The sequence below is a fragment of the Modestobacter italicus genome (assembly GCF_000306785.1).
GTDB classification, from domain to species: domain Bacteria; phylum Actinomycetota; class Actinomycetes; order Mycobacteriales; family Geodermatophilaceae; genus Modestobacter; species Modestobacter italicus.
In genome coordinates this window covers 4,814,434-4,835,403 of record NC_017955.1, presented here as the reverse complement: position 1 = coordinate 4,835,403, position 20,970 = coordinate 4,814,434, and the positions used below count along the sequence as shown (strand labels likewise).

Here is a 20,970-nt window from a genome sequence, read left to right as displayed (position 1 = left end):
GCCGCCCGCACGTGGGGCCGCCGGAGCCGGACAGCGTCTGGGAGGACGAGGACCTCGCCCGGGTCGACTGGGACGGCGCGGTGCTCGAGCGGGTGACGTTCGTCGACTGCCGGTTCGACGACGCGCAGCTGGCCGAGCTGGTGACCCGGCGGTGCGTCTTCGAGCGGTGCGTGCTCACCGGGGTGGCGCTGGCGGGCTCCAGCCACGACGGGACGGCGTTCCTGTCCTGCCGGTTCGACCGGGCGCGGCTGTTCGACGTGCGCTGGACCGGCTGCAAGCTCACCGGCTCGCAGTTCCCCGGCGCCACGATGCGGCCGATGACCTCGGTGGACTCCGACTGGTCCTACGCCTCGCTGCGCGGCGCCGACCTGTCCGGGGTGGACCTCTCCGGGCAGAAGCTCCGCGAGGCCGACCTGACCGACGCGGACTTGACCGGCGCCGACCTCACCCGCGCCGACCTGCGGCACGCGCGGCTGCAGACCACCCGGCTGCGCGGCGCCGACCTGCGCGGCGCGGACACCGACGGGGTCAACTGGCGCGGGTTCGACCTCACCGGGGTCCGGGTGGACGTCCTCCAGGCGGTCTCCTTCGCCCGGGCGCACGGGGCCCTGGTCGACTGAGCGCCGGCGGGGTCACCTCAGCCGCGCGGAGGTGGACAGCGCCTTGAGCCCGCCGAGGAAGCCCAGCGCGGCGACCGCGGCGGCCAGCCACGAGCCGACCGCCCACCGCTGCAGGTCCCAGTCGAGGTCGGCCAGCGGCACGAGCACGGCGGCGGCCACCACCAGGCTGACCAGCAGGGCCAGCGCCCCCAGCAGCCGGTGCGTCTTCGCCGGCACGTACGCCAGCAGGCCCAGCACGAACAGCACCGCGCCGCCGAACACGACCGCCGGCACCTCCCAGCTGCCGGTGTCGACCAGCTGCTGCGGGGTGTCCAGGTCGTCGGTGCCGTCGCGCAGCAGGTCCAGCCCGGTCGCGCCCCCGTGCACCCACACCACGAGCAGGCTCACCCCGGCCGCGATCCCGGCGAGCAGGAGCAGCAGGCCGGCGAGGGTGTCCGCCCGGCGCACCACGACGGCGGTGTCCCGGTAGTCCGGCTCGGTCGCGGCCCCGTCGACCTCCCACTCCGCGATGTCGTCCAGCGGGTCCTCCGATCGCTGGTCGTCGACCGGCCGCGGGGACGGGTACGCCACCGTGTCCTCGCGGGTCGGCGTCGGCGGGACGACCTCGGTCGGCTGCTCGGTGCGCGGCTGCCCGGGCAGCGGGGCGCCGGTGTAGCCGGTACTGCCGTGCGGGGGCGCGTCGTCCTCGCGGTACCGGCCGACGGGCTCGCTCATGGGGGCCTCCTCCGCGCGCGGACGGCGTGACAGCCGCGGGCTGTCGATGGCGTCGAGCCTAGGGCGGGCAGCCTCGTGCGGCAGACTGCGACGCGTGGTGGCGACGACTCTCGACGGCAAGGCGACAGCAGCGGCGATCCGGGCGGAGCTGACCGACCGGGTGGCCGCGCTCGCCGCCGTCGGACGGCGTCCGGGGCTCGGCACCCTGCTCGTCGGCGACGACCCGGGCAGCCGCTGGTACGTCTCGGCGAAGCACTCCGACTGCGCGCAGGTGGGCATCGCGAGCATCCAGCGCGAGCTGCCCGCCACCGCCTCGCTCGAGGAGGTCCTCGCGGTCGTCGACGAGCTCAACGCCGACCCCGCCTGCACCGGTTACATCGTGCAGCTGCCGCTGCCGCGGGGGATCGACGAGAGCGTCGTCCTCGAGCGGATCGACCCGGCCAAGGACGCCGACGGCCTGCACCCGGTCAACCTCGGCCGGCTGGTCCTCGGCGTCCCGGGTGCGCTGCCCTGCACCCCGCTGGGCATCGTCGAGCTGCTCCGCCGCTTCGACGTCCCGCTGGACGGCGCCGAGGTGGTCGTCGTCGGTCGCGGCATCACCGTGGGCCGGCCGCTGGGGCTGCTGCTCACCCGGCGCAGCGAGAACGCCACCGTGACCCTGTGCCACACCGGCACCCGCGACCTGGCCGCGCACACCCGCGCCGCCGACGTGGTCGTCGCCGCGGCCGGCGTCCCGGGACTGGTCACCGCCGACATGGTCAAGCCGGGCGCCGCCGTCCTCGACGTCGGGGTCAGCCGGGTCGACGGCCGGATCGCCGGGGACGTCGCCGCCGACGTGCGCGAGGTGGCCGGGCACGTGGCGCCCAACCCCGGCGGCGTCGGCCCGATGACCCGGGCGATGCTGCTGGCCAACGTCGTCCTCGCCGCGGAGCAGGCCGCCGCGGTCGAGGTGCTGTCGGCATGACCGGCCCGGCCACCCGCCCGACCCGGCGGCCGGGGAGCACGCAGCGGCAGCCGCTGTACCTGCGTCGGCCGCTGCTGGCCGGGTTCGTGCGGCAGTGGCCGCTGCTCGTCGTCCTGGTCACCGTCGGGTGCGGCCTGCTGCTGGTGGCGGCCGAGCGGTGGCGCAGCGGGCTGGTCGTCATGGGGCTGGCGGTGGTCGTCGCCGGGCTCTTCCGGCTGTTCCTGCCGCTGCGCCGGATCGGTTTCCTCGCCGTCCGCAGCCGGCCGGTCGACGTCACCCTGATGGTCGCCACCGGGGTGGCCGTCGCGGTCCTCGCGGTGGCGATCCCGCACACCTGACCAGCGCGGAGGAGGCCCCGCATGGCCGGGGGACGCCGCCCGGGGCTAGGTTGGCGGGCATGGCAGAGCGGGCCCGGAACGGCAAGGTGACCGTCGTCGGTGCCGGTTTCTACGGGTCGACCACCGCCCTGCGACTGGCGGAGTACGACGTGTTCGAGACCGTCGTCCTGACCGACATCGTGGAGGGCCGGCCCGAGGGCCTGGCGCTCGACATCAACCAGTCCCGCCCGATCGAGGGCTTCGAGACCCGGGTCGTCGGGGTCGGGGGCGGCTCGTACGAGGGCACCGAGGGCTCCGACGTCGTGGTCATCACGGCCGGTCTGCCCCGCAAGCCCGGCATGAGCCGGATGGACCTGATCGAGACCAACGCCGGCATCGTCCGCTCGGTCGCCGAGAACGTCGCGCGGACCTCGCCGGACGCCGTCGTCATCGTCGTCTCCAACCCGCTCGACGAGATGACCGCGCTGGCGCAGCTGGCCACCGGCTTCCCGAAGGCCCGGGTCATGGGCCAGGCCGGGATGCTGGACACCGCCCGCTTCACGAACAACGTCGCCGAGGAGCTCGGCGTCCCGGTCGGATCGGTGCGCACGCTGACCCTCGGCTCGCACGGCGACACGATGGTCCCGGTGCCCTCGCGGTGCACCGTCGACGGCAAGCCGCTGGCCGACGTGCTGGCCGCCGACCGCATCGCCCACCTGGTCGACCGCACCCGCAACGGCGGCGCCGAGGTCGTGGCCCTGCTCAAGACCGGGTCGGCGTACTACGCGCCGTCGGCGGCCGCCGCCCGGATGGCGCGCGCGGTGATCGAGGACTCCGGTGCCGTGATGCCGGTGTGCGCCTGGGTCGACGGCGAGTACGGGATCACCGGGGTCTACCTCGGCGTCGAGGCCGAGATCGGCCGGGCAGGGGTGCGGCGGGTCGTCGAGGGCGACCTGTCCGACAGTGAGCTGGCAGGCCTGCGCGAGGCGGCCGAAGCCGTCCGCGCCAAGCAGGCCGACGTGGCCGACCTCTGAAGAAGGACCCCACTGCCCCCACCCCTCGCAAGCTCGCGGCGGGACCCTGCAGCGGGGCCATGAGAAGCACAAGGAGAAGAAGTCTGTGAGCAAGATCAAGGTCGAGGGCAAGGTCGTCGAGCTCGACGGCGACGAGATGACCCGGATCATCTGGCAGTTCATCAAGGACCAGCTGATCCTCCCGTACCTCGACGTCGACCTCGAGTACTACGACCTCGGCATGGAGAACCGCGACGCGACCGACGACCAGGTCACGATCGACGCGGCCAACGCCATCAAGCAGCACGGTGTGGGCGTCAAGTGCGCCACCATCACCCCCGACGAGGCGCGGGTCGAGGAGTTCGGCCTGAAGAAGATGTGGCGCTCCCCGAACGGGACGATCCGCAACATCCTCGGCGGCGTCATCTTCCGCGAGCCGATCATCATGCAGAACGTGCCGCGGCTCGTACCGGGCTGGACCAAGCCGATCATCATCGGCCGGCACGCCTACGGCGACCAGTACCGCGCCACCGACTTCACCTTCCCGACCGCCGGCACGCTGAAGGTCGTCTTCACCCCCGAGGACGGCGGCGAGCCCATCGAGCGCGAGGTCTTCCAGGCGCCGGGCGCCGGTGTCTCGCTGTCGATGTACAACCTCGACGAGTCGATCTACGACTTCGCGCGGGCCTCGCTGAACTACGGGCTCAACCGCGGCTACCCGGTGTACCTGTCCACGAAGAACACGATCCTCAAGGCCTACGACGGCCGGTTCAAGGACATCTTCGAGGAGGTCTACCAGACCGAGTTCAAGGAGCAGTTCGACGCCGCCGGCATCACCTACGAGCACCGGCTGATCGACGACATGGTCGCCGCCTCGCTGAAGTGGGAGGGCGGCTACGTCTGGGCCTGCAAGAACTACGACGGTGACGTGCAGTCCGACACCGTGGCGCAGGGCTTCGGCTCGCTCGGCCTGATGACCTCGGTCCTGGCCACCCCGGACGGCAAGGTCGTCGAGGCCGAGGCCGCCCACGGCACGGTGACCCGGCACTACCGCCAGCACCAGCAGGGCAAGGAGACCTCGACCAACCCGATCGCGTCGATCTTCGCCTGGACCCGGGGCCTGGCCCACCGCGGCGTGCTCGACGGCACCCCCGAGGTGACCCGCTTCGCGGAGACCCTCGAGCGCGTCTGCGTCGAGACCGTCGAGAGCGGTCAGATGACCAAGGACCTCGCCCTGCTGATCAGCAAGGACGCCCCCTGGCTGACCACCCAGGACTTCCTGGCGGCCATCGACGCCAACCTGCAGAAGGCCATGGCCTGAGCACCACCCCGTGACCGCGGCCCCCTCACCTCCCGGGTGAGGGGGCTGCGGTGCGTCCGGGGCCGTGATCACCTCGGGTCCAGCGTTGCCTCCAACCGCGGGAGGCAACGGTGGAGCCGAGATGATCACCGACCTGTGGACGACGCCAGCGGCCCGGTGCGCTCGTCCGGCACGCTCCGCCGGTGCCCGTGCCCCCGCTGCGCCCCGCCGAGCTGCGTGGCCGCGTCTTCCGCGGCACCTGGGCGGTCGGCGCCGGACTGCTGACCGAGCAGCAGCTGCGCAGCAGCGCGTGGCGCCGGCTGCGCCGGGACGTCTACGCCGACGCGGACCTGGCCGTCGACCACCAGCTGCTGGCCCGCGGGGTGAGCCTGGTGATGCCCCGCGCCGCGGCGCTCGGCGGCCGCACCGCCGCGGTCCTGTGGGGGCTCGACGACCTGGCGTCGGTCGACGACCCGGTCGAGGTCGTCGTACCGCCCGGCACCCGCTGGACGCCGGGTCCGGGCGTGCGGGTGCGCAGCGCGCCGCTGGCCGGTGACGTCGTCCGGTCCGGGCGGGTGCTGCGCTGGACGAGCCGGGTGCGCACCGCGGTGGACCTGATCCGCCGGGACGAGGGCGACGAGTCCGTGGTGCTGCTGGACCGGCTGGTCACGGCTCGGGTGGTGGCGCTCGCCGACGTGCGGGCGGCGGTGGCCGCCCTGCCGCCGGGTGGGCGGGGCACCGTCGCCGCGCGGCGGACGGCGTCGCTCGCCGACGGTCTCGCGGAGTCCCCGCCGGAGACCCGCTTGCGGCTGCTGCTGCACCGCTCGGAGCTGCCCCGGCCGGTCGCCCAGTACCAAGTCCGCGTCGACGGCCGCTTCCGGAAGGACCCCGTCCTCCTCACCCCTCGCAAGCTCGGGGCGAGCCTCTGGACGGGGCCGGGTGCCTGGCACGGCGACGTGGCGCAGTTCCCGGAGGACCGGCGCCGCCTCAACCGGATCACCGCAGCAGGCTGGCGCGTGCACTTCGTGACGAAGCAGGACGTGCGCCGTCCCGCCGAGCTGCTGGCCGGCATCGCCGCCGCTCTCGCCTGGTGATCACCTCGGGTCCACCGGCCGCGGGAGGCACCGGCGGACCCGAGGTGATCAGCCGCCGAAGAGCTGGGTCCACCACGGGCCGCCGGCGCCCTGGGCCACGCCGACGCCCAGCGTGCGCAGCTCGCAGTTCAGGATGTTCGCCCGGTGCCCGGGGCTGGCCATCCACGCCGCCATGACGGCGGCGGCGTCCGGCTGCCCGTAGGCGATGTTCTCGGCCCGCGCGTACGTGATGCCGGCCGCCCGCGCCCGCGCGAACGGGTCCAGGCCGTCGGGGTTGGTGTGCGCGAAGTAGCGGCGGTCCCGCATGTCGGCGCTGTGCGCCCGGGCGACCGCGGCCAGCCGGTCGTCGGCGGCGACCGGGCCGCACCCGGCCGTCGCCCGCTGGGCGTTGACCAGGGCGAGCACCTGCCCCTCCGGCCCGGGCGCGGCCGCCGGGGCGGCAGGAGCCGGCGCGGGCGCAGGAGCGACGGGAGCCGGTGCGGGAGCCGGTGCCGGCTCGGGCGCGGGGGTCGCCGTCGTGCTGGCCGCCGGGGCGGGCGCGGTGGGGGTCGAGCGGGTCACCGGCGCCGCGGAGGTCGCCGTCGTCCGGGGCGCCGGGACCGCGCGGGTCGTCGGGGCGGCGGTCGAGGGCTGCGTCGACACGGTCGACGGGGCCGGGGTGGTGGGGACGGCGGTCGTCGGGGCGGCGGTCGTCGGGACGGCGGACGACGGGGCGGCGGTCGTCGGCACCACGACCGGCGCCACCGGGGAGGAGGGGCTGCTGCTCGGGGCCGGCGATGCCCAGCCGCTCTGCTGCGCGGCCGATGCGCTCGCGGCGTCGTGCGTGCCCGGCAGCTGGCCCCCGCCGATCGCGGCGGTGAGCGCCACCGAGCCCACCGAGCAGGACAGCGCCAGGGGGGCCCAGAGCCGGCGCCACCCGCGCAGTCGGGCGGGGGAGGGGAGGGAGCGGAAGGGCACGGTGGAGGTCCTCACGGCAGATCACGAATCGTTACCGAGCGAGGGTAACTGGGTGCGTTCCGTCACCGGAGTGTCGCGCGGGGAACACCCCGGTGGGACGTGCGAGTTGATCAGTGGGATCGGCGCCCTGCCGCAGCCACTACCGTGGTCGACCACGGGACACTCCCGTCGAGGACCACATCTTGGAGGAGCACGCCGCTCGTGAGCGACGTCTGGCTCAACATCGTCATGGTGATCGCCTTCGTGCTGATCGGCGGCGCCTTCTCCGGCGCCGAGATCGCACTGGTGTCCCTCCGTGAGTCCAAGGCCCCCCACTTGCCGAAAAGGGCCCCCGGGGGGAGGGCCTTAAAAAGCCCCTTCCCGAACCCAACCAGTTCCTCCCCGCCCCCGGGGGGGGGTCCCCCGGGGCGGTTTTTTTTCCGCCCCGTTGGGGGGGAGGCCCCTTTTCGGACCCCTGGGCCGAATGGGGGGGTGCCGAGCCGGGGGATGTCCCGCGGCCTGGCCGACCCGCTCGCCTTCGTCGCCGTCACGATCGCGATCAGCTACCTGTCGCTGGTCGTCGGCGAGCTGACCCCCAAGCGGCTGGCGCTGCAGCGCGCCGAGGGGTTCTCGCTGGTCGTGGCCGCCCCGCTCAACGCCATCGCCACGCTGTTCCGGCCGATCATCTGGTTCCTCTCGGCGTCGACCAACGTGCTGGTGCGGCTGCTCGGCGGTGACCCGCGGGCGAGCGGTGAGTCGATCAGCCAGGAGGAGCTGCGCGACCTGGTCGCCGCGCACGAGTCGCTGTCCTCCGACGAGCGCCGGCTGATCGACGAGGTCTTCCGGGCCGGTGACCGCGAGGTGCGCGAGGTCATGACCCCCCGCACCGAGGTCCACTTCCTCGACGCGGGCACCACCGCCAGCCGCGCGGCCAAGCAGGTCGCCGACTCCAGCTGGTCCCGGTACCCGGTCGCCGGCCGCAACGAGGACGACGTCGTCGGCTTCGTGCACGTGCGCGACCTCTTCCTGCCCAACCACCCGGCCGGCCGCGCCGCGACCGTCGGCGACCTGGCCCGCGAGGTGAAGCGGCTGCCGGGCACGGCGCGGGTGCTCACCGCGCTGTCGGAGATGCGCAAGGAGAACCGGCACTTCGCGATCGTGGTCGACGAGTACGGCGGCACCGACGGGATCGTCACCCTCGAGGACCTCATCGAGGAGGTCATCGGTGACATCTACGACGAGTACGACGACGACGTCACCGCCGAGTCCGACGAGCCGGCCGAGGGGCCGCACGAGGTCGACGGGCTGTGGAACCTCGACGACTTCGCCGACGCGACCGGGCTCAAGCTCCCCGAGGGGCCCTACGAGACCGTCGCGGGCTACGTGCTGGCCGAGCTCGGCCGGCTGCCGGTGGTGGGGGACACCGTCGACGTCGAGGGCCGCACGCTGACCGTGCTCGAGCTCGACGGACGGCGGATCGCCCGGATCTCGGTCAGCGCCGCACCGCAGCCGGACACCGACGAGACGGAACCGGCGCCGCAGGAGCACACCCGCCGGTAGCGCCTCAGCGCTGCTGGGCGAACTCCCACGCGTCGGCGACGATCTCGGTGAGCGCGGTGTGCTCCGGCGCCCAGCCCAGGTCGGCGTGGATGAGCTCGGAGCTGGCCACCAGCCGGGCCGGGTCGCCGGCGCGACGCGGGCCGACCACGACCGGCAGCGGGTGCCCGGTCACCGTGCGCACCGCGTCGACCATCTCCTGCACCGAGAAGCCGCTGCCGCTGCCCAGGTTGTAGATGCGGTGCTCGCCCGGGGCGGGGGCCGGCAGCGCCAGCAGGTGGGCGGCCGCCAGGTCGGTCACGTGCACGTAGTCGCGGATGCAGGTGCCGTCGGGGGTCGGGTAGTCCTGGCCGTAGACGGTCAGCGCCTCCCGCGTGCCCGCCGCGACCTGCAGCGCGATCGGGATGAGGTGGGTCTCGGTGGCGTGCCGCTCGCCGCGCCCGTAGGCGGCCCCGCCGACGTTGAAGTACCGCAGGCTGACCGCGGCGAAGTCGTACGCGACCGCGTAGGAGGTCAGCATCGCGTCGACGGCCAACTTGCTCGCGCCGTAGGTGTTGGTCGGCCGGGTCGGCGCTGTCTCCAGGATCGGCACCTCCTCGGGCTCGCCGTAGGTGGCCGCGGTCGAGGAGAAGACGATCCGCCGGCAGTCGGCGGCCCGCATCGCCTCCAGCAGCGCCAGCGAACCGCCGACGTTGTTCTCCCAGTACAGCTCCGGGGACTCCTGGCTCTGGCCGACCAGGCTCTTGGCCGCGAAGTGCAGCACGGCCTCGGGGCGGACGTCGGCGAGCACCGGCGCCGAGTCGTGCAGCGAGGCCCGGACCAGCGTCGCGCCCTCGGGGACGGCGTCCTCGTGGCCGGTCGAGAGGTCGTCGAGCACGGTCACCTCGTGCCCGCCCTCGAGCAGGGCCGCGGTGACTACGCTGCCGATGTACCCGGCGCCGCCGGTGACGAGAACGCGCATGGTGCGAGCCTAGACAGCGCCCCGTCCGGGGTGCGGCCCGGACGTGCGGAGGAGGAGCCCGCGTGGTCAGCGCACGTCCCGCCGTGGCCGCGATGCCGGCGTACCGGCCCGGTCGCAACCCCGCCGACCTGGCCCGGGAGATCGGCGTCGAGCGGGCGGTGAAGCTGGCCAGCAACGAGGTCGCCTTCCCGCCGCTGCCCGCCGTCCTGCAGGCGATCGCCACCACCGCCGCCGAGACCAACCGGTACCCCGACAACGGGGCCACCGTGCTCACCGCGGCGCTCGCCGAGCGGTACGGCGTGCAGCCGGCGCAGGTCGCCGTCGGCTGCGGCGCGGTGACCGTCTGCCAGCAGCTGGCGCAGGCATACAATGACCCGGGCACCAGCATCGCCTTCGCCTGGCGGTCGTTCGAGATGTACCCGCTGCTCGCCCAGGTCGCCGGCGCGCGCACCCAGCAGGTGCCGCTCGTCCCCGGGTCGCCCGGCGCGGCACCGGACACCCACGACCTGCCCGCGCTGGCCGCGGCGATCGACGGGACGACCCGGCTGGTCTTCGTCTGCAACCCGAACAACCCCACCGGGACGGCGGTGCGCCGGGCGGAGCTGGAGCGCTTCCTCGACGAGGTGCCCGCCGCCACCCTCGTCGTGCTGGACGAGGCCTACCGCGAGTTCGTCACCGACCCCGACGTGCCCGACGGCGTCGAGCTGATGCGCGGCCGGCCCAACGTCGCGGTCCTGCGCACCTTCTCCAAGGCCTGGGGCCTGGCCGGGCTGCGGGTGGGCTACCTGCTGGCCGAGGACCCGGCCGTCGCCGACGCCGTCCGCCGCACGCACGTGCCGTTCAGCGTCTCGACCCTCGCCCAGGCCGCCGCGGTGGCCGCGCTGGCCAGCGAGGACGAGGTGCGGGCCCGCTGCGCCGCCGTCGTGGCGGAGCGGGCGCGGCTGACCGCCGAGCTGCGCCGCCGCGGCCTCGCAGTCGCCGACAGCCAGGCCAACTTCGTCTGGCTGCCGCTGGGGGAGCGCACCACCGACGTGGCGGCGGCGCTCGAGGCGCGGGCGGTGATCACCCGGCCCTTCGCAGGCGAGGGGCTGCGGGTGACCGTCGGGACCCCGGAGGAGGACGACGTCTTCCTCGGCGCGCTGGACGAGGTCCTGACCAGCGAGCCCGCAGGAGCTGCAGGCACCTGAGCGGTGGTGCCCGGGGCGCGTGGTTCGATGGAGGGCGTGCCTGCTCCCCGTGTGCTGTCCGGCATCCAGCCGACGGCGGACTCCTTCCACCTCGGCAACTACCTGGGTGCGCTGAAGCAGTGGGTGGCCCTCCAGGACGACCACGACGCCTTCTACTGCGTCGTCGACCTGCACGCGATCACCCTCGAGCAGCCGGACCCGGCCGTGCTGCGGCAGCGCACCCTGGTCTCCGCCGCCCAGCTGCTCGCGCTGGGCGTCGACCCGTCCCGCAGCGCGCTGTTCGTGCAGAGCCACGTGCCCGAGCACGCCCAGCTGGCCTGGGTGCTGCAGTGCCTGACCGGCTTCGGCGAGGCCAGCCGGATGACCCAGTTCAAGGACAAGAGCACCCGGGAGGGCACCTCCGGGACGTCGGTGGGGTTGTTCACCTACCCGGTCCTGCAGGCCGCCGACATCCTGCTGTACCAGGCCCAGCGGGTGCCGGTGGGGGAGGACCAGCGCCAGCACCTGGAGCTCACCCGCGACCTGGCCACCCGGTTCAACAGCCGGTACGGCGACACCTTCACGCTGCCCGAGGCCTACATCCCGCCGGGCGCGGCGAAGGTGCTGGACCTGCAGTCGCCGGACAAGAAGATGAGCAAGAGCCTGCCGCCGGCCGGCTGCGTGAACCTGCTCGACGACCCGAAGGTCACCGCCAAGAAGATCCGCTCGGCGGTCACCGACACCGGCCGGGAGGTCGTCGCGGACCCGGTCGGCAAGCCGGGGGTGACCAACCTGCTGACCATCCACGCGGCGCTGTCCGGGCAGTCGGTCGCGCAGCTGGAGGAGCACTTCGCCGGCCGCGGCTACGGCGACCTGAAGAAGGAGCTCGCCGAGGTCGTCACCGACGCGCTGGCACCGGTCCAGGCCCGGACGGCGGAGCTGCTGGCCGACACCGCCGAGCTGGAGCGGGTGCTCGCCGCCGGCGCCTCCCGTGCCCGCGAGGTCGCCGCCCCGACGCTGGCCACGGTCTACGACCGGGTGGGCTTCCTGCCCGCCGCCGGAGGCCGCTGACGTGACCGGCCGACCGCTGCGCGCCGACGACACCTTCGTGCACAGGTCGATCACCCTCCCGCGGACCGCGCCGGAGACGGCGGTGCTCGGCGTGGTCGTGTCGATCCCGGAGCCGTGGGCGCAGCTGCTGGTGGAGTGGCGGGGCAAGTGCGGCGACCCCCAGGCCAGCCTGGTGCCACCGCACGTGACGTTGCTGCCGCCGACCGAGGTGCTGGTCGACGACCGGGCCGCGATCACCACGCACCTGGCCACGGTGGCCGCCGCGCACCCGCCCTTCGACCTGCACCTGGCGGGCACGGACACCTTCCGCCCGGTCTCCGAGGTCGTCTTCGTCGCCGTCGCCCGCGGGGTGGCGGAGTGCGCGCGGATCGCCGGCGACGTCCGCCGCGGACCGCTGGCCCGGCCGCTGACCTTCCCGTACCACCCGCACGTGACCGTCGCCCACGACGTCCCGACCGACATGCTCGACATGGCCTCGGCCGGGCTGGCGGACCTGCAGGCGGAGTTCCGGGTCTCCTCGTTCACCGAGTTCGAGCAGCTCCCCGACGGCGCGTGGGCCGTGGCCCGCGAGTACCCGCTCACCGGCCCCGCCCGCTGACCGACCCCGTCAGCCGGCAGGCCTGCCCGGAGCCGCGGGTGGCCCCTCGGCCGGACCGGGTCGCGACGCCGGGTGCGCGGCCGGGGCGCCGGGACGGGGCACCGGGCGCAGCGCCCGGCGCACGCCGAGCACGGTGGCGGCCACGATGAGCAGCGCCCCCCCGGCCAGCGCGAGCGGGACGGCCGGGGACCCGGAGCCGGTCTGCTCCGCGGTGGGCCTCGGCGTGGGCGCCGCCGTCGCCGCCGAGGCGGACGCGGCCTCCTCCCCGGACAGCCGGCCGTCCGCCGCGGCGGTGGGGGTGGGCACCGTCGGGGTGCTCACCGCCGACACCTCGCCGGGCTCGACGAGCCGGCCGAGCCCGGACGCGTCGGGCGCGGTGCTGAACCCCCAGTCCAGCAGGTTCACCGCCTGCTGCAGCTCGGGCACCGGCCGGCGCTCGGCCTGCATGAGGCTGACCACGAGCCGCCGGCCGCCGCGCTCGGCCGCGGCCACGAAGGTGTGCCGGGCGGCGTCGGTGAACCCGGTCTTGCCGCCCAGCGTGCCGGGGTAGCTGTCGAGCAGGGTGTCCTGGCTCTGGATCTGGTAGCCGGGGGTGAGGTCGGCGACGGCGGGCATCTGCGCGGTGCGGGTCTGCAGCACGTCGAGGGTGTACGGGTCGGCGACCAGCTGCCGCATGATGAGCGCCAGGTCGTAGGGCGAGGACGACTGGCCGGCCACGTCCAGCCCCGAGGGGGTGCCGGCGACCGTGTCGAACGCGCCGAGCCGCTCCGCGGTGGTGTTCATCGCCGCCAGGGTGGGCCCCACCCCGCCCGCGGCCCGGGCCAGCGCGTTGGCCGCGTCGTTGCCCGACTGCATGACCAGCGCCCGGAACAGCAGGTCGACCGGGTACTGCCCGCCGTGGACCAGCCCCACCCGGCTGCCCTCGACCGCCTCGTCGTCGGTGGTCCCCTCGACGACCAGGCCGTGGTCCAGGACCGGCGCGAGGGTCAGCAGGGTCAGCGTCTTGAGCGTGCTGGCCGGGTAGTAGCGGCCGTGCGGGTCCGATGCGGCCAGCACCTCCCCGGTGCCGGCGTCGGCGACCAGCCAGCCGCGCGCGTCGGTCCCCGCCGGCAGCACCGGCGCGCCGGGGACGGTGGCGATCCCGCGGGTGGCCAGCCCCGGGCCGCCGACGGTGCTCCCGTCCGGGGCGCTGCCCTGCGGTGGCAGCCCGGGGAAGGGGGCGGTGGGGGTCGGCGCCGACGGGTCCACCGTCGGCCGGCTCCCCTCGGCCAGCGCCGGACCGGCGGCGCCCACCAGGAGCGTCGCGGTGACCAGGACCCCGGCGGTGAGCCGGCGCAGCGGGGGAGGTCGGCGCACCCCAGGACGCTAACCCGGCGCGGGGAGGCCGGGAGGCGGGGCCCGGACGGCGGTGTGGCCGGGCTCACCGGCCGTGTGTGCCCGGTGTTGCCCGTTGGCAACGATCGGGTCTCTATCCGTTCCCGGGCGGCCATCGGCGGCGGAGCCGCAGTTAGCGTGCCGAGGTCGCCGTCGCTGGCCGAGCCGCCTCACCGCGGGAGCCGGACGGCGGGGGAACCTGGACGACACAGCACCGGGGCGCGGGCCTGCCGAGGGCCGGCCGTGCCCTCCGAGAGAGGAGACCGTCTTGCGCCGAGTGCGTGGGATGAAGGCCGCAGCGCTGCTGCTGGCCGGGAGCATGGCCCTGGCGGCCTGCGCCAGCGACGAGGACACCAGCAGCGGCAGCGGGGGTGGCAGCGGCGAGAGCAGCGCCGCCAGCGGCGACCTGCAGATCGGCCTCGCCTACGACACCGGCGGCCGTGGCGACAAGTCGTTCAACGACTCGGCCTACGCCGGTGTCGAGGCCGCGATCGGGGACCTCGGCGGTGAGGTCACCGAGCTGTCGCCGAACGCCGACGGCTCCAACCGGGTCGACCTGCTGACCCAGCTCGCCGACGACGGCAACAACCCGGTCATCGCCGTGGGCTTCGCCTTCGCCGATGCGCTGGCCGAGGTCGCCCCGCAGTACCCGGACACCGAGTTCGCCATCGTCGACCAGTCGGTCGCCGACATGGGCCTGGACAACGCGACCGGCCTGCTGTTCGCGGCCAACGAGGGCTCGTTCCTCGGTGGTGTGGCGGCGGCGCTGAAGTCCGAGTCCGGCCACATCGGCTTCGTCGGCGGCGTCGAGACCACGCTGATCCAGGAGTTCGAGGCCGGCTTCGTCGCCGGTGCCCAGGCGGCCAAGCCGGGCATCGTCATCGACCGCCAGTACATCTCGGCCGCCGGTGACTTCTCCGGCTTCGCCGACCCGGCGCGCGGCAAGATCCTCGCCCAGGGCATGTTCCAGGCCGGCGCCGACATCGTCTACCACGCCGCGGGTGGCTCGGGTCAGGGCGTGTTCGAGGCGGCCGCCGAGGCGGGTGGCCGGGCGATCGGTGTCGACTCCGACCAGTACGAGACCGTCGGTGACCCGGCCCTGCAGGCCGTGATCATGACGTCGGTGCTCAAGCGGGTCGACGTCGCGATCCAGACCTTCATCACCGACTACTCCGAGGGGTCGGTCGAGGGCGGCAGCGACGTCGTCAACGACCTGGAGAGCGACGGCGTGGGCCTGTCCACCTCCGGTGGCCAGATCGACGACATCAAGACCCAGCTGGACGACTACACCCAGCAGATCATCTCCGGTGACATCGAGGTCCCCACGACCCCGTGACACGGGCGTCGTGAGCACGGACTGACGGCGGCGGGCCTGGGCGCGACACACGCCCCCGGGCCCGCCGTTTTCCGTGTGTACCGTCTCCGCGTCGGACGAGGACACCGTCCGGCCACCGTGCGGCCGGAAGACCTCCGGTCCGCCCGCCTCCCTGCCCACCCGGCCCCCGAGGAGCCCCGTTGACCGAGTCGACACCGCTGGCGGTGGAGCTGCGCGGCATCACCAAGCGCTTCCCGGGCGTGGTCGCGAACAAGGACATCGAGCTGCGGGTCGCCCGCGGCGAGGTGCACGCCATCGTCGGTGAGAACGGCGCGGGCAAGTCCACGTTGATGAAGACGCTGTACGGCATGCACCGCCCGGACGAGGGCCAGATCCTCGTCGACGGCCGCGAGGTGCACCTGCGCAGCCCCAACGACGCGATCGCGGCCGGCATCGGCATGGTGCACCAGCACTTCATGCTGGCTGACAACTTCACCGTCCTGGAGAACATCGTCCTGGGCAGCGAGCCCACGAAGGGCGGCCGGCTGGACCGGGCGACCGCCCGCCGCCGGATCACCGAGATCTCCGACAGCTACTCCCTGGGGCTGGAGCCCGACGCGCTCGTCGAGGACCTCGGCGTCGGCGACCGGCAGCGGGTGGAGATCGCCAAGGTCCTCTACCGCGGCGCCACGATCCTCATCCTCGACGAGCCGACCGCCGTCCTCGTCCCGCAGGAGGTCGACGAGCTCTTCGGCAACCTCGCGGAGCTCAAGCGCGAGGGCCTCACCGTCATCTTCATCTCGCACAAGCTCGACGAGGTGCGGAAGGTGGCCGACTCGATCACCGTCATCCGCCGCGGCACCACCGTCGGCACCGCCGACCCGGCGACGACGACCGCCCGGCAGCTGGCCGAGATGATGGTCGGCGCGGAGCTGCCCACCCCGGTAACCCGCGACTCCACGGTCCGCGAGACCCCGGTGCTGCGGATCAGCCACCTCACCGTGCCCGGCGGCGCCGGCAGCCGGGCGGTGGTCGACGACGTGTCGATGACCGTCCGCGAGGGCGAGGTCGTCGGCATCGCCGGGGTCGAGGGCAACGGGCAGTCCGAGCTGATCGACGCCGTCCTCGGGCTGCGGCTGCCCACCGCGGGCACGGTGCTGCTGGGCGAGGAGGAGATCACCGACTGGTCCACCCGGCGCCGCCGGGAGGGCGGCGTCGGCTTCATCCCCGAGGACCGCCACCGGCAGGGGATGCTGCTGGACGCCCCGCTCTGGGAGAACCGCATCCTGGGCCACCAGACCCGCCCGCCGGCGGTCAAGGGGGCCTTCATCGACCGCCGGGCCGCCCGCACCGACACCTCCCGGATCATGCGCGAGTACGACGTCCGCGCACCGGGCCCGAACACCCCGGCGGTCGCGCTCTCCGGCGGCAACCAGCAGAAGCTGATCGTCGGCCGCGAGATGAGCGCCTCGCCGCGCGTGCTGCTGGCCGCGCACCCGACCCGCGGCGTCGACGTCGGCGCGCAGTCGGTGATCTGGGAACTGCTCAAGGACGCCCGGGCCGAGGGGCTGGGCATCCTGCTGGTCTCCGCCGACCTCGAGGAGCTGATCGGCCTGTCCGACACCCTGCACGTCATGCTCCGCGGGAAGCTGGTCGCGACCGTCGACCCGCGGCAGGTCACCCCGGAGGTGCTCGGCGGGTACATGACCGGCGGGCACGAGAACGCCCCGGCGGGTGCGGCGTGACCGTGCTCCGCCGGATCGGCACCCTGCTGCTCGCCCCCGCCCTGGCGGTGCTGATCGCCGTCGCGATCTCGGCGGCGGTCATGGCCTTGCTGGGGGTCGACCCGTTGCAGGTCCTCTCGGTGATGGTCGACCTGGGCGACACCCCGAGCCAGCAGATCACCGCCGTCGTGGCGATCCTCAACCGCGCGCTGCCGCTGTTCCTGGCCGGGCTGGCGGTGGCCATCGGCTTCCGGATGAGCCTGTTCAACATCGGCGTCGAGGGCCAGTACCGGATGGCCACGATCATGGCCGCCGCGGCCGGCGCAGCGGTCACCCTGCCGGGCCCGCTGCACGTGCTGCTGATCATCGTGGTCGGGATGGCGGTCGGGGCGATCTGGGCCGGCATCGTCGCGGTCCTCAAGGTCACCCGCGGGGTCAGCGAGGTGATCAGCTCGATCATGCTGAACTTCATCGCGCTGGGCCTGGCCTCCTACCTGCTCACCGGCCCGTTCCGGGGCAGCCCGGAGGGCGCCTCGACGGTGAGCACCGCGCCGATCCCGGAGTCCGGCCGGCTGGGCGGGCTCAACGGGATCTTCGACGTGCTGGGGCTGGCCAACCCGCCGCGCCAGCTCTACGGCTTCCTCGTCGTCGCCGTCGTGGTCGGCATCGTGGTCTGGGTGCTGCTGCAGCGCACCCGCTTCGGGTTCGACCTGCGGGCCACCGGCCTCTCGCCGTCCGCGGCGAGCGCCAGCGGGGTCGACGCCCGCCGGATGGTGGTCAAGGCGATGCTGCTGTCCGGCGCGGTCGCCGGCCTGATCGGGCTGCCGGACCTACTGGGCCGCACCTACGACTACAACACCGACTTCACCTCCGGGCTGGGCTTCCTCGGCATCGCCGTCGCGCTGCTGGGCCGGAACAACCCCGGCGGCATCGCGCTCGCCGCGGTCCTCTACGCCTTCCTGGACCGGGCCTCGGTGCCGCTGCAGGCCGCGAGCCTGCCCTCCTCGGTGGTCACGATCATCCAGGGCACGATCGTGCTGGCCGTCGTGGTCGCCAACGAGATCGCCGGCCGGATCACCCGGCGGGCCGCGGAACGGGCCAGCCGGCAGTCCTCCGGTCCGCCCCCGGACGACTCGATGACCACCCGCCGGATCCCCGGTGTCGTCTCGGAGGGGACCCCATGAGCACGTCTGTGACGACGACGGAGACCGGCGGCCCTGCGGCCGGCCGGCCCTCGGCGCTGCGCCGGCTGCAGGCCGCCGGCACGCCGGGCCGGCTGGCGATCGCGCTGGCCGGGCTGGTCGTGCTCTTCTCCGTCGTCCGGGTGGTCAGCGGGCAGGACGCGCTGACGTCGTCGTCGGTGATGACGGCGGCGCTGCTGCTGAGCACCCCGCTGCTGTTGGTGGCCCTCGGCGGGCTGTTCTCCGAGCGCGCGGGCGTGGTCAACATCGGCCTCGAGGGCATGATGATCCTCGGCACCTGGGGCGCCGGGTACGCCGGCTACCAGTGGGGCTGGACGGCGGCGATCGTCGGCGGCCTGCTGATGGGCGCGCTGGGCGGGCTCCTGCACGCGCTCGCCACGGTCACCTTCGGCGTCGACCACACCATCTCCGGCGTCGCGATCAACATCCTGGCGGCCGGCGTCGTCCGGTTCCTCTCCGAGTCGCTGTACAGCGGCCGGAGCGACGGCGCGGGCATCACCCAGTCGCCGTCGCTGTCGTCCAAGCCGCCGTCGTTCTCGCTGCCGGTGCTGTCCAGCGGTCCGGACCTGCTCGGAGACCTCGAGGCCAAGCACTGGTTCCTGGTCAGCGACGTCGCCGGCATCGTGCGCGGCTTCACCTCCGACGTCGGGGTGCTCACCCTGGTGGCGGTGCTCCTCGTGCCGGCCACCTACCTGCTGCTGTGGCGTACAGCCTTCGGGCTCCGGCTGCGCTCGTGCGGGGAGAACCCGGCCGCGGCCGACTCGCTGGGCGTGCCGGTCTACCGGATCAAGTACATCGCGGTGGTCGTCTCCGGGGCGCTGGCCGGGCTGGGCGGCGTGGTGCTGGTCTTCGTGGCCAACATCTACCGCGAGGGGCAGACCAACGGGCGCGGGTACATCGGCCTGGCCGCGCTGATCTTCGGCAACTGGCGCCCGGGCGGCCTGACCGGCGGAGCGTTCCTGTTCGGCTTCGCCGACGGCCTGCAGCTGCGCAGCCGCAGCGCCGTGGTGGCGCTGCTGCTGATCGTCGCGCTGATCCTCGCCGTGGTGGCCGTCTTCCAGTTCCCGCGGCGGCGCTGGGTGCAGGGGTCGCTGGCCGTGGTGTTCGCCGTCCTGGCGCTGGTCGGCTACCTGACCATCGACGAGCTGCCGACCGGCATCGTGTCGTTCACCCCGCACCTGGTCACGCTGCTGGTGCTGTCGCTGGCCTCCCAGCGGCTGCGCCCACCGAAGGCCGACGGCCTGGTCTACCGACGAGGAGAGCACTAGTGGCACAGGTACCCGACCTGGACTGGGACGCGCTGCGCGCGGCGGCCCGGGAGGCGATGACGCACGCCTACGCGCCGTACTCGCAGTTCCCGGTCGGCGTCGCCGGGCTGGTGGACGACGGTCGGGTCGTCACCGGCTGCAACGTCGAGAACGCCTCCTACGGGCTGGGCCTGTGCGCCGAGTGCGGCATGGTCAGCGACCTCGCCCGCACCGGCGGCGGCCGGCTGGTGGCGGTGGCCTGCGTCGGCGGGGACGGCCAGCCGCTGATGCCCTGCGGCCGCTGCCGGCAGCTGCTCTGGGAGCACGGCGGCGCGGACATGCTCATCGAGACCGTCTCGCTGGGCATCGTGATGATGCGCGAGGTGCTGCCCGACGCGTTCGGTCCCGAGGACCTCGTCGCGGCGGCGGCCAGGGCATGACGGCGCCGTTCGACGCGATCGACGTCATCCGTGCCAAGCGGGACGGCGTCGTCCTCTCCGCCGAGCAGATCCGCTGGGTGATCGGTGCCTACACCGGTGGGCAGGTGCCCGACGAGCAGATGAGCGCGCTGCTCATGGCGGTGTTCTTCCGCGGCATGACGCCCGAGGAGCTGGCCGTCTGGACCCAGGCCATGATCGACTCCGGCGTCCGCAAGGACCTCTCCGGGCTCGGCCGGCCGACCGCCGACAAGCACTCCACCGGCGGCGTCGGGGACAAGGTCACCCTGCCGCTCGCGCCGCTGGTCGCCGCCTGCGGGGTGGCTGTGCCGCAGCTGTCCGGCCGCGGCCTGGGCCACACCGGAGGGACGCTGGACAAGCTGGAGGCCGTCCCCGGCTGGCGCGCGGCGCTGAGCGACGAGGAGTACGTGTCTCAGCTGCGGGACGTCGGCGCGGTCATCTGCGCGGCCGGCAACGACCTCGCCCCGGCCGACAAGGTGCTGTACGCGCTGCGCGACGTCACCGGCACGGTCGAGTCGATCCCGCTGATCGCCAGCTCGATCATGAGCAAGAAGATCGCCGAGGGCGCCGACGCGCTGGTGCTCGACGTGAAGACCGGGTCGGGCGCGTTCATGCGCGACCCCGACGACGCCCGCACGCTGGCCCGCACCATGGTCGGTCTGGGCGAGGCCGCCGGGGTGCGCACGGTCGCCCTGGTCACCGCCATGGACCGGCCGCTGGGCAGGGCCGCGGGCAACGCCGTGGAGGTCGCCGAGTCCGTCGAGGTGCTGGCCGGCGGTGGCCCGGCCGACGTCGTCGAGCTCACCCTCGCGCTGGCCCGGGAGATGCTCGCCGGGGTCGGCCGGGACGACGTCGACCCCGCCGACGCCCTCGCCGACGGCCGCGCCATGGACGTGTGGCGCCGGATGATCGCCGCCCAGGGCGGCGATCCGGACGCCGCGCTGCCGCAGCCGGCCGAGCGGCACGTGGTCACCGCCCCGGCCACCGGCACGCTGACCCGGCTCGACGCCTACGCCCTCGGCGTCGCGGCCTGGCGGCTGGGCGCCGGCCGGGCGCGCAAGGAGGACCCGGTCTCGGCCGCGGCCGGTGTGGTGTGGACCGCCGGGGTGGGGGAGCAGGTGACCGCCGGTCAGCCGCTGCTGGAGCTGCAGACCGACGACGCCGCTCGGATCCCGCGGGCGCTGGAGGCGCTGGAGGGCGCGATCGGCGTCGACACCGCCGACGAGCCGCTCCCCCTGGTCCTGGACCGCATCACCGCGTGACGAAGGACCCCCTCGCCCCCCACCACTCGCAAGCTCGCGGCGGGACCCTGCGAGGGGGCCACAGGGGCATGGGGGAG

Annotated in this window: 20 protein-coding genes; 16 read left to right on the top strand and 4 right to left on the bottom strand. The window is 74.2% G+C overall.

What is annotated here, in order from left to right:
• Positions 1-11 precede the first annotated feature (11 nt).
• Positions 12-620 carry a pentapeptide repeat-containing protein gene (locus tag MODMU_RS22865; protein WP_231851709.1) on the top strand — a complete coding sequence of 203 codons (609 nt, stop codon included), beginning with the start codon at positions 12-14 and terminating at the stop codon, positions 618-620.
• 12 nt (positions 621-632) lie between these two features.
• Here MODMU_RS22865 and MODMU_RS22860 read toward each other — a convergent pair whose 3' ends face one another.
• Entirely contained in the window at positions 633-1,334 is a 702-nt protein-coding gene (locus tag MODMU_RS22860; protein WP_014742768.1) for a hypothetical protein, read from the bottom strand.
• Between the two features lie 94 nt (positions 1,335-1,428).
• Here MODMU_RS22860 and MODMU_RS22855 point away from each other — a divergent pair, with 94 nt between their 5' ends.
• The 5 genes from MODMU_RS22855 (at position 1,429) to MODMU_RS22835 (ending at position 6,022) form a co-directional block, all read left to right on the top strand.
• The gene (locus tag MODMU_RS22855; protein WP_014742767.1) at positions 1,429-2,298 is read left to right on the top strand and encodes a bifunctional methylenetetrahydrofolate dehydrogenase/methenyltetrahydrofolate cyclohydrolase; all 870 of its coding nucleotides are present in this window, start codon (positions 1,429-1,431) and stop codon (positions 2,296-2,298) included.
• On the top strand, positions 2,295-2,636 hold the full coding sequence (locus MODMU_RS22850) for a DUF3017 domain-containing protein (protein ID WP_014742766.1): 342 nt from the start codon (positions 2,295-2,297) through the stop codon (positions 2,634-2,636). Before MODMU_RS22855 ends, MODMU_RS22850 begins: the two co-directional genes overlap by 4 nt.
• 59 nt (positions 2,637-2,695) lie before the next feature.
• The gene (mdh, locus tag MODMU_RS22845; RefSeq protein ID WP_014742765.1) at positions 2,696-3,649 is read left to right on the top strand and encodes a malate dehydrogenase; all 954 of its coding nucleotides are present in this window, start codon (positions 2,696-2,698) and stop codon (positions 3,647-3,649) included.
• Between the two features lie 85 nt (positions 3,650-3,734).
• Complete coding sequence (locus MODMU_RS22840) at positions 3,735-4,949, top strand: NADP-dependent isocitrate dehydrogenase (RefSeq protein WP_014742764.1); 1,215 nt, start codon at positions 3,735-3,737, stop codon at positions 4,947-4,949.
• Positions 4,950-5,131: 182 nt separating this feature from the next.
• Positions 5,132-6,022, top strand: coding sequence for a hypothetical protein (locus MODMU_RS22835; protein WP_014742763.1), 891 nt, complete (start codon positions 5,132-5,134; stop codon positions 6,020-6,022).
• Positions 6,023-6,070: 48 nt separating this feature from the next.
• On the opposite strand, the gene MODMU_RS28780 is transcribed toward MODMU_RS22835, so the two are convergent.
• A complete protein-coding gene (locus MODMU_RS28780) occupies positions 6,071-6,979 on the bottom strand; it encodes a CAP domain-containing protein (RefSeq protein ID WP_197537361.1) in 909 nt (302 codons plus the stop codon).
• A gap of 471 nt (positions 6,980-7,450) precedes the next feature.
• Between MODMU_RS28780 and MODMU_RS22825 the strand changes: the two genes are divergently transcribed.
• Positions 7,451-8,518 (top strand): hemolysin family protein, encoded by a 1,068-nt coding sequence (locus MODMU_RS22825; protein ID WP_231851708.1) that lies wholly within the window; start codon positions 7,451-7,453, stop codon positions 8,516-8,518.
• Positions 8,519-8,522: 4 nt separating this feature from the next.
• On the opposite strand, the gene galE is transcribed toward MODMU_RS22825, so the two are convergent.
• Positions 8,523-9,476 carry a UDP-glucose 4-epimerase GalE gene (gene galE, locus MODMU_RS22820; protein WP_014742760.1) on the bottom strand — a complete coding sequence of 318 codons (954 nt, stop codon included), beginning with the start codon at positions 9,474-9,476 and terminating at the stop codon, positions 8,523-8,525.
• A 62-nt stretch (positions 9,477-9,538) separates the two neighbouring features.
• On the opposite strand from galE, the gene hisC reads away from it, so the two are divergent.
• From hisC to MODMU_RS22805, 3 genes are read left to right on the top strand one after another with little or no spacing between them, the layout of a single operon-like run.
• On the top strand, positions 9,539-10,663 hold the full coding sequence (hisC, locus tag MODMU_RS22815) for a histidinol-phosphate transaminase (protein WP_014742759.1): 1,125 nt from the start codon (positions 9,539-9,541) through the stop codon (positions 10,661-10,663).
• 27 nt (positions 10,664-10,690) lie between these two features.
• Entirely contained in the window at positions 10,691-11,713 is a 1,023-nt protein-coding gene (gene trpS / locus MODMU_RS22810) for a tryptophan--tRNA ligase (RefSeq protein ID WP_041795557.1), read from the top strand.
• 1 nt (position 11,714) lies between these two features.
• Positions 11,715-12,311, top strand: a complete 597-nt coding sequence (locus MODMU_RS22805; protein WP_014742757.1) for a 2'-5' RNA ligase family protein — start codon at positions 11,715-11,717, stop codon at positions 12,309-12,311.
• A gap of 9 nt (positions 12,312-12,320) precedes the next feature.
• Here MODMU_RS22805 and MODMU_RS22800 read toward each other — a convergent pair whose 3' ends face one another.
• On the bottom strand, positions 12,321-13,667 hold the full coding sequence (locus MODMU_RS22800) for a D-alanyl-D-alanine carboxypeptidase family protein (RefSeq protein WP_014742756.1): 1,347 nt from the start codon (positions 13,665-13,667) through the stop codon (positions 12,321-12,323).
• A 295-nt stretch (positions 13,668-13,962) separates the two neighbouring features.
• Between MODMU_RS22800 and MODMU_RS22795 the strand changes: the two genes are divergently transcribed.
• From MODMU_RS22795 to MODMU_RS22770, 6 genes are all read left to right on the top strand, one after another.
• The gene (locus MODMU_RS22795) at positions 13,963-15,021 is read left to right on the top strand and encodes a BMP family lipoprotein (RefSeq protein WP_231851908.1); all 1,059 of its coding nucleotides are present in this window, start codon (positions 13,963-13,965) and stop codon (positions 15,019-15,021) included.
• 179 nt (positions 15,022-15,200) lie between these two features.
• Complete coding sequence (locus tag MODMU_RS22790; RefSeq protein ID WP_014742754.1) at positions 15,201-16,745, top strand: ABC transporter ATP-binding protein; 1,545 nt, start codon at positions 15,201-15,203, stop codon at positions 16,743-16,745.
• On the top strand, positions 16,742-17,908 hold the full coding sequence (locus MODMU_RS22785) for an ABC transporter permease (protein ID WP_014742753.1): 1,167 nt from the start codon (positions 16,742-16,744) through the stop codon (positions 17,906-17,908). The genes MODMU_RS22790 and MODMU_RS22785 overlap by 4 nt, the downstream gene beginning before the upstream one ends.
• Positions 17,905-19,194, top strand: coding sequence for an ABC transporter permease (locus tag MODMU_RS22780; protein ID WP_014742752.1), 1,290 nt, complete (start codon positions 17,905-17,907; stop codon positions 19,192-19,194). The genes MODMU_RS22785 and MODMU_RS22780 overlap by 4 nt, the downstream gene beginning before the upstream one ends.
• Complete coding sequence (locus MODMU_RS22775; protein WP_014742751.1) at positions 19,194-19,613, top strand: cytidine deaminase; 420 nt, start codon at positions 19,194-19,196, stop codon at positions 19,611-19,613. The genes MODMU_RS22780 and MODMU_RS22775 overlap by 1 nt, the downstream gene beginning before the upstream one ends.
• Positions 19,610-20,893 carry a thymidine phosphorylase gene (locus MODMU_RS22770; protein ID WP_014742750.1) on the top strand — a complete coding sequence of 428 codons (1,284 nt, stop codon included), beginning with the start codon at positions 19,610-19,612 and terminating at the stop codon, positions 20,891-20,893. Before MODMU_RS22775 ends, MODMU_RS22770 begins: the two co-directional genes overlap by 4 nt.
• The last annotated feature ends 77 nt before the right edge of the window (positions 20,894-20,970 follow it).